10 protein-coding genes are annotated in these 13,195 nt (G+C 39.4%); 2 read left to right on the forward strand and 8 right to left on the reverse strand.

Translation table 11 applies throughout. The features are described from left to right. Positions 1 to 77 precede the first annotated feature (77 nt). The 7 genes from V6R96_RS01265 to V6R96_RS01295 form a co-directional block, all read right to left on the reverse strand. Positions 78 to 440, reverse strand: coding sequence for a hypothetical protein (locus V6R96_RS01265; protein WP_336377758.1), 363 nt, complete (start codon positions 438 to 440; stop codon positions 78 to 80). A 416-nt stretch (positions 441 to 856) separates the two neighbouring features. Further along, positions 857 to 2,821 (reverse strand): heavy metal translocating P-type ATPase, encoded by a 1,965-nt coding sequence (locus V6R96_RS01270; RefSeq protein WP_336377759.1) that lies wholly within the window; start codon positions 2,819 to 2,821, stop codon positions 857 to 859. A 44-nt stretch (positions 2,822 to 2,865) separates the two neighbouring features. Continuing rightward, positions 2,866 to 3,285 carry a Fur family transcriptional regulator gene (locus tag V6R96_RS01275; protein WP_111956973.1) on the reverse strand — a complete coding sequence of 140 codons (420 nt, stop codon included), beginning with the start codon at positions 3,283 to 3,285 and terminating at the stop codon, positions 2,866 to 2,868. A 21-nt stretch (positions 3,286 to 3,306) separates the two neighbouring features. Continuing rightward, entirely contained in the window at positions 3,307 to 4,188 is an 882-nt protein-coding gene (locus tag V6R96_RS01280) for a bestrophin family ion channel (RefSeq protein ID WP_336377760.1), read from the reverse strand. A 134-nt stretch (positions 4,189 to 4,322) separates the two neighbouring features. Beyond that, entirely contained in the window at positions 4,323 to 5,585 is a 1,263-nt protein-coding gene (locus V6R96_RS01285) for an efflux RND transporter periplasmic adaptor subunit (RefSeq protein ID WP_336377761.1), read from the reverse strand. A gap of 1 nt (position 5,586) precedes the next feature. Further along, positions 5,587 to 9,948 carry a CusA/CzcA family heavy metal efflux RND transporter gene (locus V6R96_RS01290; RefSeq protein WP_336377762.1) on the reverse strand — a complete coding sequence of 1,454 codons (4,362 nt, stop codon included), beginning with the start codon at positions 9,946 to 9,948 and terminating at the stop codon, positions 5,587 to 5,589. Positions 9,949 to 10,082: 134 nt separating this feature from the next. Continuing rightward, entirely contained in the window at positions 10,083 to 10,406 is a 324-nt protein-coding gene (locus tag V6R96_RS01295) for a DUF6660 family protein (RefSeq protein WP_336377763.1), read from the reverse strand. A gap of 179 nt (positions 10,407 to 10,585) precedes the next feature. Between V6R96_RS01295 and V6R96_RS01300 the strand changes: the two genes are divergently transcribed. Both V6R96_RS01300 and V6R96_RS01305 read left to right on the forward strand, forming a co-directional pair. After that, the gene (locus V6R96_RS01300) at positions 10,586 to 10,981 is read left to right on the forward strand and encodes a hypothetical protein (protein ID WP_336377764.1); all 396 of its coding nucleotides are present in this window, start codon (positions 10,586 to 10,588) and stop codon (positions 10,979 to 10,981) included. A gap of 39 nt (positions 10,982 to 11,020) precedes the next feature. Further along, on the forward strand, positions 11,021 to 11,632 hold the full coding sequence (locus tag V6R96_RS01305; RefSeq protein ID WP_336377765.1) for a hypothetical protein: 612 nt from the start codon (positions 11,021 to 11,023) through the stop codon (positions 11,630 to 11,632). A 60-nt stretch (positions 11,633 to 11,692) separates the two neighbouring features. Here the strand turns inward: V6R96_RS01305 and V6R96_RS01310 are convergent, their stop codons facing one another. Continuing rightward, positions 11,693 to 13,186, reverse strand: coding sequence for a RagB/SusD family nutrient uptake outer membrane protein (locus tag V6R96_RS01310; protein WP_336377766.1), 1,494 nt, complete (start codon positions 13,184 to 13,186; stop codon positions 11,693 to 11,695). Positions 13,187 to 13,195 lie beyond the last annotated feature (9 nt).

Below are 13,195 nucleotides of genomic sequence, written 5' to 3' on the forward strand. Positions count from 1 at the left end.
GCAGATTGTTAAAAAAAACATGATTAAGCAATAAAATCCGAGGATATTTTGATTAAAAACTAAAAGAATAGTTGAAATTAAGCTAAAGGAGGATGGAATATCCTGGAAAAGTATTCCGAAGCATGATCAATACTATAATCTGAGTGTATAGCCTCATCTTCAGGCTCAGATTCTTTCTGACCTAAAAATGAAAGGGTATCGTGGGAAACAAAAACATCCAGGACGGATATTTTGATGACCTGGGAATTATTGGACTGCTTTTCCGTTTTCGCCAATTCTTTGCTGACGTAGCACTTCCCTTTACACGTTGACTGAGGAATATTTCTGTTCTCACAGAGGTTTTTTACAATATAATCATAGTTCACGGCATAGTTCACCAATGGCAAAACTGGGCGTAATGCAATGGTAAAAATGATGAATATGGAAATAAAAAGTCTCAATGATCAGTTCTGTTCTACAAATATACTACTCAAATTGGGTTTATGGATTATTTATGATGAATGTCATTGATTATTTTTAGATTAGGGATTAGGGATTAGGGATTAGGGAAAAATAAGGTTTCTTGTAGTTGTGATAGTTTTCCTCCCGCGGATTATGGGATTTCGCAGATTTTTTGCTGTAATAAAAAACCTTATAGGTTTTGGAAACCTATAAGGTTTGGCGTTTCATATTTTTTTAATGGATGATGTATTGTTTTTAATCGCAAAGGCGCGAAAGAGATTACAAAAAGACTGTTTTAAGGCGCTAGGATTTTATCTCCGATAAAATAATTTGGATGCTAATTATCTTACAGCCTAAAACCTTTATTTAGCACCTGCTACCTACTATCTGCAACCTACTCCTTTATCCCTACTCCCTAATTAAACTTCATCCTCTGAATCCTCACCGCATTTAAAATAGCCAGCATCGCTACTCCCACATCTGCAAATACGGCTTCCCACATCGTTGCAAGGCCTCCAGCCCCCAACGCTAAGACTACAGCTTTTACTGCAAAGGCTAAAACAATATTCTGCCAAACGATCTTTTTAGTCTGCTTACCGATATTGATCGCCATTGGGATTTTGCTCGGTTTATCATCCTGGATAACGACATCTGCGGTTTCAATCGTGGCATCGCTTCCGAGGCCTCCCATAGCTATTCCTACGTCACTAAGTGCTACTACCGGAGCATCATTTACGCCATCGCCTACAAAGGCTACGGTTTGATTTTTGGCTTTGATTTCTTTTACTTTATTGACTTTGTCTTCCGGTAAGAGATCTCCAAAAGCACTGTCAATACCCAGTTGGTCTGCCACATATTTAACAACAGTACTTTTATCGCCGCTCAGCATAGTGGCTTTTACGCCCATTCTATGCAGGTTGTCAACAGTTTCTTTGGCATCGCTTTTTATACTGTCTGCAATGGTGATGTAGCCTGCAAACTTTTTATCATAAGCTATGGCAATTAGCGTGTAGACAATATTGGCGTGATTGGTATCGTAGCTGATATTGAATTTATCCATCAGCTTAAAATTGCCTACCAATAATTCTTTTCCATTAACTGAAGCTTTTAAGCCATGTCCTGCAATTTCTTCTACATTTTCCAAGGGAAGAGAATGATCAATCTCTCCTGCATAATTATGGATTGCTGTGGCTACAGGGTGTGTACTTTTGCTTTCCAGGGCATTGACTAATTTTAGGATCTCTTCTTTATTGAATTCAGGCTGAATGCTTACTTCCTGTACTTTGAATACACCTTCCGTCATAGTTCCGGTTTTATCCATCACCACATTCTGGATTTCTGCGATACTGTCTAAGAAATTACTTCCTTTAAACAAAATCCCGTTTCTGCTTGCTGCTCCAATTCCTCCGAAATATCCTAAAGGAATAGAGATCACCAATGCACAAGGACATGAGATCACCAGGAAGATCAGGGCTCTGTACAGCCAGTCTCTGAACTGGTAATCATTCACAAAGAAATAAGGCAAAAGACAGATTCCTATGGCAAGGAATACAACAATCGGGGTGTATACTTTTGCAAATTTCCTGATGAATAATTCTGTCGGAGCTTTCTGTGCGGTGGCGTTTTGAACCAGTTCCAGAATTTTACTCAGCTTACTGTCTTCGTAAGCGGTATTCACTTTTACGAGAGCAATGCTGTTCATATTGATCATCCCAGCCAGTACGGCTTCTCCTTTTGTTTTAGTGTCCGGTTTACTCTCACCTGTGAGCGCTGCGGTGTTGAATGAAGCGGATTCAGTCATCAGTTCACCGTCAAGAGCCAGTTTTTCTCCAGGCTTCAGCTGGATGATATTTCCTATTTTGGTTTCTCTGGCTTTAATGGTTCTTGGCTGGCCGGCTTCAACGATCGTCACCTCATCAGGACGCTGATCCAGCAATGCTTTGATGTTTCCTTTGGCTCTCGAAACGGCCATTCCCTGGAATACTTCTCCTACAGAATAGAAAAGCATTACAGCAACACCTTCGGGATATTCCCCGATCACAAATGCGCCTACTGTAGCGATTCCCATCAGGAAAAATTCGGAGAATACATCTCCGTGAACGATACTTTCGTAAGCTTCCTTTAATACGGGAAATCCTACAGGAATATAGGCCGCCAGATACCAGACCAAACGCACCCAGCCTGTAAACCATTCTGTTTTTATATAATTGTCCAATGCTATTCCTATCAGCAACAGCACGAAAGAGATGATAGCAGGAAGAAACATCTGAAAAGGTGTTTTATCTCCTGTATCATGGGAGTGATCATGTCCGTCTCCTTCGGAATGATTGTGTGTATGAGGTTCTTTATTTTTAGGCTTTGTGCTACAACATTCTTCCATAAATACTATTTTAATGTAAAATTAAGGCTATACTCAATGCAATACTATTGCAAACTTTCGAGACAGTTCTCACAGATTCCTTTGGCAAAAAGTCTTATTTCATCGATTCTGAAATTGGTCTGAACATTTTCCGGAAAGGAAATATCTTCCCTGCAGGTGGTCTGCTTGCATATTTTGCAGTAAAAGTGCAGGTGCCAGTCTTTGTGTGTTTTCTCATCACAGCCGTCATCGCATAATTTATATTTTGTTGTGGCATTTTCCTGAATGCTATGGACAATTCCTTTTTCTTCGAAGGTTTTCAAGGTACGGTAAATGGTAGTCCTGTCCGCATGATCAAAATGATTTTCCACTTCTGAAAGGGAGAGTGCCGCTTCCTGTGTACTCAAAAAATCATACACCAGAATCCGCATGCTGGTGGGCTTGGTATTTTTATCGATGAGTTTAGTTTCTATATCTTTTTTCATTTGTACGATTATTTTAATGGATCACATTTCGTAATACAAAGAATTATCTTTTTTAACAGGAATATTCTGATCTCCTATCATTTCTTTAATATTAATTTCAATGGTCTGTGCCAATGCGGTCACAGGTATATCTACAGGTCCGTTTTCGAAAGGATCCTGCATGATAATGGATGTTTTCTCAATCGCAAGAAACATGACCGGAATAAGGAAGGTTATTAATATTTCAACAGCCAGCTGAGAATCATCCAGTCCAAACGGAAGGATGGCTGCAAAAACATAGATTAGGGTATGCAGCAAAATACTGTATGACCTTGGAAAAACCGTATTCTTCAGCCTTTCACATTTTCCCATACTGTCGCAGAGCCTGGTGATAATGTCATTCAGCTGCATCTGCTGAAAATCCGTTAGACCTTTTGAAGAAGCAATTTCTGTGAGTTGTCTGGAATGTCCATCCAGAAGAGCATTCGGAATATTCGCCGCTTTGATCTGATGGTCATCCAGATAATTCTGAACTCTGTCTGAAAAAGGCTGTCTTCTCAGAGATTCACCAAGTGCATAGGTCCAGATGATCTGCCTTTCTGCAAATTCTTTTATGATCTTATCTTCTCCTGCCGGAAAAAACTGGATGATCAACCTCATCAACGTCCTTGAGTCATTCACTATGGCACCCCAGACTGTTCTGGCTTCCCACCATCTTTCGTAGGATTGGGAAGTCCGGAACGCCAGCAGCAATGAAACAGCCGTTCCCAAAAGGGCCGGAATATTAAGGGGAAGTGAAATTTTCCGGAACCATGGAAGAAGATCTAATAATCCTATGGACACGGCAAATATTCCCATATACAGAATTTGATTTTTTATTTCACGGATGAAATACCAGATGGATATTTTTTTATTTAACAGCATAACTGAATAATAATATATTAGAATGTTTTTTATATTCTGACCTCTGAAAACGTACCGTAAACCCCTCTAATTTAGGCATAAAAATCGGTAGTTTTTCTGGCCTGTTCCTATAAATTAATGAGCATTTCCTTATTTTAATGCTCATGCCCACCGGAATTGGAAAGTTTAGCATTAATGAAAAAAGCTCCTTTCACTACAATTCTCGCATCAGCAGGAATTCCTTTTACAGGTGTAATGGCTGTATAACCCATATCTGATGTCCCTTTTATCACTTCTACTTTTTCAAAATTCAAGGTTCTTTGATGTTGGACAGGTTCTCCTTTCTCATTTTTGTGATCGTCTCCACCTTCTTCCTCTTCATGCTCCTCCTGCTTTTTATCTGTACGGATGAAGACGTAATATTTTCCGTCTGCCTCTACGATAGCTTCATTAGGAACGGCAGGCGTTGTATTTTTATCCAGGCTTACAATCCCGGTGATATTCATGCCATCGATCAGACCTGCTTTATTACCCGTCACTGTCCCGTGTACAGAAACAGTTTTACTTTCGTTTTCAAAGGAAGACCCTACACTGTACACCATGGCATCATATTCTGTTTCAGGATTATTGGTCAGCTTGAAATGCACGATCTGCCCTACTCTCATTTTAGGAAGATCTTTTTCAAAAACCTGCAGATCAAGATGAATCGAGTTGTTATCAATAATCTCCGCTACAGGTGACGAAACATCTACATAGCTTCCGATCTGTGCTGAAATACTGCTGACGGTTCCGCTGATTGGTGCGGTAATGACCAATCCGGATCTCATATTCCCATTATTTACTTTTCCCGGACTGATTCCCATCATCTGAAGCTGTCTCAGAAGGGAAGCTTTTTTCGTTCTCAGGGTTTTAAGCTCTGCATCTGAACTCTGCAGGTTTTTCTTGGCGCCTGCATCGTTATCAAAAAGCTCACGCTGTCTTCTGTATTCCTGCTCTGCATAGGTAATTCTGCTGTTCGTCGTGAGATATTCTTCCTGTAGCCGGATAAATTCAGGATTGGCGATGGTTGCGATCACCTGTCCCTTTTTTACGATGCTTCCTACCTGTACATTCAGGGTTTTGATGACTCCACCGTACAGAGAGGTGATGGTGGCTTTATTATTATTGGGAACTCTCAGAAGACCGTTGGCTTTGACAGTGGACGTAAGTTCCTTCATTTCTATGGGACCTAAAGATATTCCGACCGATTTGATCTGTGCTTCCGTTAATGAAGCGATAGTCTGCATTGCTTCTTCATGACCGGCTTCAGCTTTTTCAGTCTTTACTTCGGGGTTTTCTGCCGGCGTTTCTTTTTTTCCGCAGCTTATAAGTAAAAGTGCCGTGACGGTCAGATATATGATATTGTGCTTTATTTTCATGTTATTTATTGATAATTGAATTAATGGTAACTACAGATTGGTTGACCTGCTGAATGGATTCTAAATATTTCAACTGAATATTGGTGGCAGTCTGCAGGGCAAAAAGATATTCTACGTAAGAGATTTCCCCAGTTTTGTAGCCTAACTGGGCAGCTTTAACAATTTTTTCCGCGTTCGGAATGGCCTGATTTACATAATATTCATACTGCTGTATATCCTGCTGATACTGCCCGAAAGCATTTTCAAGCTGTGTCGAAAGTTGCTTCTGCTGCATCTTCGCATTGGTTTCAGCGGCGTATTTTTCATATTCCAGAGCCTGCATTCTTGCTTTTGTTGCTCCAAACGTTAACGGAATGGCAACTCCAACAGAAAATGAATTGAAACGGTCGCCTGCATTATAGAATTCCTCCTGTCCGTTTTTGGTGTGTAAACCTATCAGTGACTGGCTCGTCAGGCCAAGGCTGAATTCAGGGAGTCCCTGGGATTTTTCCACATTTTTATTCTTTTCGGCCATTTCCATTTCATGATAAAAAGCTTTAACCGTAGGATTGTTGGCTACCGATGAACTGTCCAGAATATTTTCTGTCTTCAAAGGTTCATAATCGCTTTTAAACGGAACTTCGAAATTCTCGGAGGTATTCAGTAATGTCTTTAAATTTTTATAGGCATTGTTTAAATACACTTCATTCTGTTTCAGCAGCAGATTGATTTCTCCTTTTTGGGTTTCTGCTGTATTAATTTCAATCTTCTTGATATCTCCTGCTTTAAATCTTACGGTCGCGATCCTGATAAAATCTTGATAAAGGCTGTCAAGATCTTTCAGTTTGAATTTATTGTACTGAAGGTATTCGATCTGATAATAATAGGTTCTTACCTGTTTTGTAAGTTCGTTTGCCGAAACTTCTTTATCGATCTGCCTGCTTTTTATATTTTCAGTGATCAATTCTCTCCTTGCTTTGAACAGCGTAGGAAAAGGAATACTCTGCGAAATGGCAAATGACTGGTCGAATTTCGGACTGTTGTATTGCCCAAGCTGTGCTTCAAAATTTAATTTGGGAAGTTCTTTTGCTGTGCCTTTCAAAGCTTCTGCAGATTTTATATTCAGATCTTTTGATTTTAAAACCAGATTATTTTCGGCAGCCATTTCTACGGCCTGATCTACGGAAATCTGTCTGGTCTGCGCACTGAACGTCTGTCCGAACATCAGAAATCCAAGAACAATAACTGTAGTGATGGGCTTAATTCTATTCATCTTTCGTGGAATCTTTGAATTAAAAATAATATAGAGCATCGGCAGAACAAATAAAGTAAGGAATGTAGCGGTTACCAATCCTCCGATGACTACAGTCGCCAATGGTTTTTGTACCTCAGCTCCCGCTCCTGTAGAAATCGCCATAGGCAGGAATCCTAATGAAGCTACTGTCGCAGTCATCAAAACAGGTCTTAATCTGGTCTTCGTTCCTTCATATACTCTCTTCAACACATCTGTTTCGCCCTCTTTTTCAAGTTGGTTAAAGGTTCCGATCAAAACAATCCCGTTAAGAACTGCGACTCCGAAAAGGGCAATAAACCCGATTCCGGCACTGATACTGAATGGCATATCTCTTAAAAGAAGGGCAAATACTCCTCCGATAGCACTCATCGGAATGGCTGTAAAGATTAAGGCAGCCTGCTTAAACGAGTGGAAGGTAAAATAGAGCAGCATAAAAATCAGAAACAGGGAAACCGGAACCGCGATCATCAGACGCTTGCTGGCTTCCTGCAGATTTTCAAACTGTCCGCCATAGGTAAAATAATATCCGGAAGGTAACTTGATCTGTTTATCTAATTTCGCCTGAATATCTTTCACCACACTTTGTACATCGCGGTCTTTTACATTGAAACCGATCACAATTCTTCTTTTTCCTTCTTCACGGCTGATCTGTGCAGGCCCCAGTTTATAGCTGACATTAGCCACCTGGGAAAGCGGAATCTGTGCTCCTGTCCCGGTAGAGATCATTAAATTATTCACATCATCGATATTCGTTCTGTGAAGGCTGTCGAGACGGACAACAAGATCAAAACGCCTTTCGTTTTCAAAAACCTGTCCGGCTGCTTTTCCGGCAAAGGCTGTACTTACAGCATTGTTTACGTCTTCTATATTTAAACCATAATTGGCCATTCTCGTTCTGTCGTATTCTACGTTGATTTGGGGAAGTCCGCTTATTCTTTCAATCTGCGGAGCCGTCGCACCGTCAACGGTCTGGATGATCTTTCCTACTTTATCTGCATAAATAGACAGCGAATCCAGGTTTTCACCGAAAATTTTAACGGCAACATCCTGTCTGATCCCCGTCATCAGCTCATTGAAACGCATCTGAATCGGCTGGTTCTTTTCAAAGAACACTCCGGGAATAGTTTCTAATTTTTCACTAATCTCATCAGCAAGTTCTGTGTATGATTTTTTTGATTTCCATTCTTTTTGTGGTTTTAAAACGACAATCAGATCGGAGGCTTCGGGAGGCATAGGATCGGTAGGAACCTCAGCAGAACCGGTTTTTCCCACAACCATTTTCACCTCATCAAACTGTTTGATAAGTCTTGAAGCCTGCATGGAGGTTTCGATACTCTGGCTGAGTGAACTTCCCTGCGGCAGGATACAGTGGAATGCATAATCTCCTTCCTGCAGCTGCGGAATAAATTCGCCACCCATATTTTTGAAAATAAAGGCACTGACGACGAAAATGAAAACTGTGGCCGAAACAATGATGTATTTTACTTTAACAGCTTTCTGCAAAATCGGCTGATAGATCTTCTGCAGGAAGTTCATCATCTTATCTGAAAAGGTTTCTTTGTGCGAAATCTTTTTGGACAAGAACAGGGCGCTCATCATCGGAATATAGGTCAGTGAAAGGATCAACGCTCCTAAAATGGCAAATCCTACTGTTTTAGCCATCGGGGTAAACATTTTCCCTTCTACTCCGGCCAGTGTAAGGATCGGGATATAAACGATAAGGATAATAATTTCTCCAAAAGCCGCACTGCTTCTGATCTTTGATGCGGAAAGGAAAACTTCCTCGTCCATTTCATTTTGGGTAAGATTCCGTACCGATTTTCTTACACCTAAGTGATGTAAAGTGGCTTCAACAATGATTACGGCGCCATCCACAATCAATCCGAAATCTATGGCCCCGAGGCTCATCAAATTAGCACTGACTCCAAAAACATTCATCATTCCCAAAGCAAAAAGAAGGGATAATGGAATGGCAGACGCTACAATCAATCCTGCTCTCAGGTTGCCAAGGAAAACCACCAGGACGAAAATAACGATCAGCGCACCTTCAATAAGATTTTTTTCTACGGTATTGATGGCTCTTCCTACAAGATCTGTTCTGTCTAAGAATGGTTCTATCACCACATCATCGGGAAGTGATTTCTGAATAGTTGGGATTTTAGCTTTAATGCGGCCGACAACATCGTTACTGTTAGCTCCTTTCAACATCATGACAACACCGCCTACCGCATCTACTTTACCATTGTAGGTCAGTGCTCCGTAACGTACTGCACTTCCAAGACGCACATCTGCAACATCTTTTATAAAAATCGGAACGCTTCCTGTTTCATTTTTAACGGAAATATTTTTAATGTCCTCCAATGAGGTTACAAAACCGATTCCACGGATGAAATAGGCATTCGGTTTTTTGTCTATATAAGCCCCACCGGTATTCTGGTTGTTTTTTTCTAGGGCTGTAAAGATATCGGAAATGCTTACGCCCATTGCTTTAAGGCGGTCAGGATTTACCCCTACTTCATATTGTTTCAATTCTCCTCCGAAGCTGTTGATTTCTGCAACGCCCGGCGTTCCGTTCAGCTGTCTTTTGACAATCCAGTCCTGCATGGTGCGAAGCTCTTTGGCAGAATATTTTTTTTCGCTGCCTTTTTTCGGATGGAGAATATACTGATACACTTCCCCAAGACCTGTACTTACAGGGGCAAGTTCCGGCGTTCCCACTCCTTTGGGGATTTCTTCTACGGCCAGCTTCAACTGCTCATTGATCAGCTGTCTGGCAAAATAAACGTCTACATTTTCTTTGAATACCCCGGTGATCACGGAAAGCCCGAATCTTGAAATACTCCTGGTTTCCTGAATATCCGGAACATTGGCAATGCTCTGCTCTATAGGAAAGGTAACAAGCTGCTCCACTTCCTGTCCTGCAAGTGTAGGACATACTGTGATGATCTGCACCTGATTATTGGTAATATCAGGAACCGCATCTATGGGTAGCCTTGTAGCACTCCATACTCCCCAGATAATGAGAAGCAGGGTCATGATACCCACTACCACCTTGTTTTTGATACTGAATTTTATGATTTTATCTAACACGATCTGTATTTAATTTTTTATTGGTAATAACTGCATACGACGATAATGCCGTTGCAAAAATATCACGGAGACCTCTGCAATGGTATTGCAAAGTTCAATAGATAGAAAGCCTAACTTTCTAATAATCAATAAAATTAAATTTTAGGAGGTTGCCAGATATGGTCGTACATCTGGTAAGCAAAATTGTTTTTCTGGAAAAGAATTTTCTTTGAAAAGTAAGCCTGAACATGGCTTGGAATTTCAAACAATGAATCCATTTTGAAAGAAGATACCGTCATTTGACAGCAACTGCATGTACACATTGGTGAACAGATATCTCCTTTATCTTTTGAATGGGATTCCTGAATATTGAATGATAGTTTGATTTCTGAAGGCCCTGAAGGACGGTGTACATCTTCGCAGGGCATCAGTGATAATGCCATGAAATAGAATGCGAGTATCCATCTTAACAGGTTCATATGGACAAAGGTAAAGTTTTTTTCTAAAACGGGAGATTTATATGGGGTATTTAATATATTCTTGACATTGCAGTGTTTTTTGAAAGAGCGGTATATTTTCTTTATTTTTGGGAGTAATTATTCTCATCAGTTATGAAGAATTATATATACATAATAATTTTATTTAATGCTTTTCAAGCTTGTACAGCTCAGAGCAAAGTAAAAAAGACTTTATATATCATACCGCAGATTATGACTTAGGAGTTATTCAGGAAGAACGTGTTTACAACAGCTCAACTGGAATATATGAATACAAGAAATATTCTAAAAATGATTTAGATAAAAGTATAAAATTATATATAAAGCTTACACAAGAAGATTTAGACACTATTTACAAATTATATATTTCTTCAAAGTCAAAAATGAGTGATTGCTATTTTGAGAATAATTTACTTATACATAAATCAACACTAACATTCAGTTCAGAGAAGGATGGTTTCAATGAAATAGAATGTATTAAAAATGATGATAATTCTATTTTTACTAAAATTGAAAATAAGATTGAAAGTCATATTACTTCTTCTGAAAACCTATAAAACGAATTTTTACAGGGAGTTTTATAAAAAATAAAAATCATGATAAAACTTAGATGGAAAGATGAAACAATATTAAAGTTGAGGCTTCTGCTATTAGCCATTCTTAGCTTCTTTTTAGGTTGTAAAAAAGAACATAGCAGTATAAATAGACAGCAATCAAATAAACCTGTTGAACAAAAATTCATTCCAAAGCATGGAAAACTATACTTTGATTATGATGCGATAGATCATTATCATATTAGTATTGATGAAAATGCAGTTATGATTTTAGATAGTAGTCAGAATCGCTCAAAAAAAGATCAGTTAAAACTTGACATACTTATTAACAAGACTCCCAAGGATATAAATGATACGGAGTTTATAAAAAGTCTGGAAAAAATTGGTTTCAAAAAATCAGTAATAAAAACTCAAAACTTAAAAAAAATCAATGAAATATTTATTGAAAAGACTGTAAGTGAAAATATTGAATATGCATGTATTCCTATTTATCGGGATATTTTGATTTTCAAAAAACAAAAAGCAATTATTGGGATAGCAAAAATATGCTTTGATTGTCATCAAAAGCATATCGTCGGAACCAATGCAAATACAGAAAATTTTGGACAAGATGGTGACTATCCAAAACTCCTTCAAGTTATTAATACCAATTAGTTTAATAGAAAAGCCGTAATGTTTGAACATTACGGCTTTAAAAAAATCAAATCTAAACAACTACAAATTCGGATTATTCTCAATCTCCTTCTGCGGAATACTAAATAGATAATACTTACTATTCGCCCCAAAAGCAGTCTGGTCCGGAAAATTAAAGACAGAATGTCCTCTACCATTCACCGTTTTTACCGTTCCGTCCGGAGTGGTAACCTGTACTTTTATCGGTTGGCCACTGGCATCTACATAAGGCTTTCGCACCACTGTCCCCTGCGTTCTGATAATATCTGAAAGAGAGAATCCTTCCCCGAAAAGTTCTTTTCTTCTTTCAATCAGGATTTCTTTTACTACATCATTCTGGGCAAGAGTTCCAGTGTAAGGATTGGCATTTCTAGTTGTTTTCAATTCATTTAAAACTGTAACGGCATTGGTAATATTTCCGTTTCTTGCCTCTGCTTCAGCTTCGATCAGGTACATTTCTGCAGCTCTCATCAGTACAATATCTGCGATAAGACCTGTTTTAAATTTAAACTTGGAATATCTCAAAAGACCTTCCCTACCCGGCAGACCATCCCACTGAAACAGCTGGGATCTGATATCATTGGTATCAAATAAATTTTTGAAAAACGGATCTGCCATAAAACTGTAGTAATAACTTCCCGAAGAAGACACATCCAGATAGTGGAAAGCATAGCTTGCCCCTGATTGCTCCTGAGTTTGTCCATGTCCCCAGATCCATTCACCGTTGCTGATGTCATTGAAACCCTCCTTATATTTTTCAGCTGTCATTAGCGGATAACCTGTTCTGGCAACCTTTGCAGCCGCAACCGCTTTACTCCATTCACCGGTATTCAGATAAGTTCTGGCTAAAAGTCCGTTTACCACAGCTTTATTGATCTTATCTTTATTATTCCTGGTATAATTGTCCAATAAATTATCTGCTTCCGTAAGGTCGCTTTTAATCAGGGTATAAATTTCCTCCAGACTTGCTCTCTTCTTCGGAACTGAACCGATTGTTGAAGGCTGTGTGTAGATAGGTGCTGTAAGAGCTGTTTTGTCTTTTAAATAGCTGAACTGGTAAAAGCTGGCCAGATTCAGATAACAGAAGGCCCGCAATGCTTTAGCCTGCCCTTTTACCTGGTTCTTTTTCTCCTGGCTTCCCTCGGTCTGGTCAATACGGGTGATCACATTATTCATATTATTAATGGTTGAATATAATGTCGACCATATAAACTGCGGTCTTGAAGCTGTATTGTTGATCATTTCCGTAAAAGCATAGGCAGACGGAAATCCGTATTTATTGGTCAGAACCGCTACATCACTTCCCATGGCATCACTTGTCCTCAAGACTGTTGAGTAACCGATATTGGCATAAGTGGGCCCGTCATCATTCAGTTTTGCCCAGGCACCATTGATTACCGTTTCTGCGCTTTCGGCCGTTTTGAAAACCTCTGCACCGTTAGCCTGATCTGTAGGAGCCGTTTCCAGTTCGTTTTCACAGCTTGTCAGTGACCATGCTGCGATCAGGGCAAAAGATATATATTTTAATTGTTTCATTGTTTCAAT

The organism is Chryseobacterium sp. CCNWLW53 (genome assembly GCF_037083525.1).
In the GTDB taxonomy this organism is placed as follows: domain Bacteria; phylum Bacteroidota; class Bacteroidia; order Flavobacteriales; family Weeksellaceae; genus Chryseobacterium; species Chryseobacterium lathyri.

Excerpts from the sequence above, each read along its gene's own strand:
- V6R96_RS01285 (WP_336377761.1), bottom strand. The coding sequence starts at position 5,585 with ATGAAAATAAAGCACAATATCATATATCTGACCGTCACGGCACTTTTA.
- V6R96_RS01305 (WP_336377765.1), top strand. The coding sequence starts at position 11,021 with ATGATAAAACTTAGATGGAAAGATGAAACAATATTAAAGTTGAGGCTT.
- V6R96_RS01295 (WP_336377763.1), bottom strand. The coding sequence starts at position 10,406 with ATGAACCTGTTAAGATGGATACTCGCATTCTATTTCATGGCATTATCA.
- V6R96_RS01275 (WP_111956973.1), bottom strand. The coding sequence starts at position 3,285 with ATGAAAAAAGATATAGAAACTAAACTCATCGATAAAAATACCAAGCCC.
- V6R96_RS01310 (WP_336377766.1), bottom strand. The coding sequence starts at position 13,186 with ATGAAACAATTAAAATATATATCTTTTGCCCTGATCGCAGCATGGTCA.
- V6R96_RS01270 (WP_336377759.1), bottom strand. The coding sequence starts at position 2,821 with ATGGAAGAATGTTGTAGCACAAAGCCTAAAAATAAAGAACCTCATACA.
- V6R96_RS01280 (WP_336377760.1), bottom strand. The coding sequence starts at position 4,188 with ATGCTGTTAAATAAAAAAATATCCATCTGGTATTTCATCCGTGAAATA.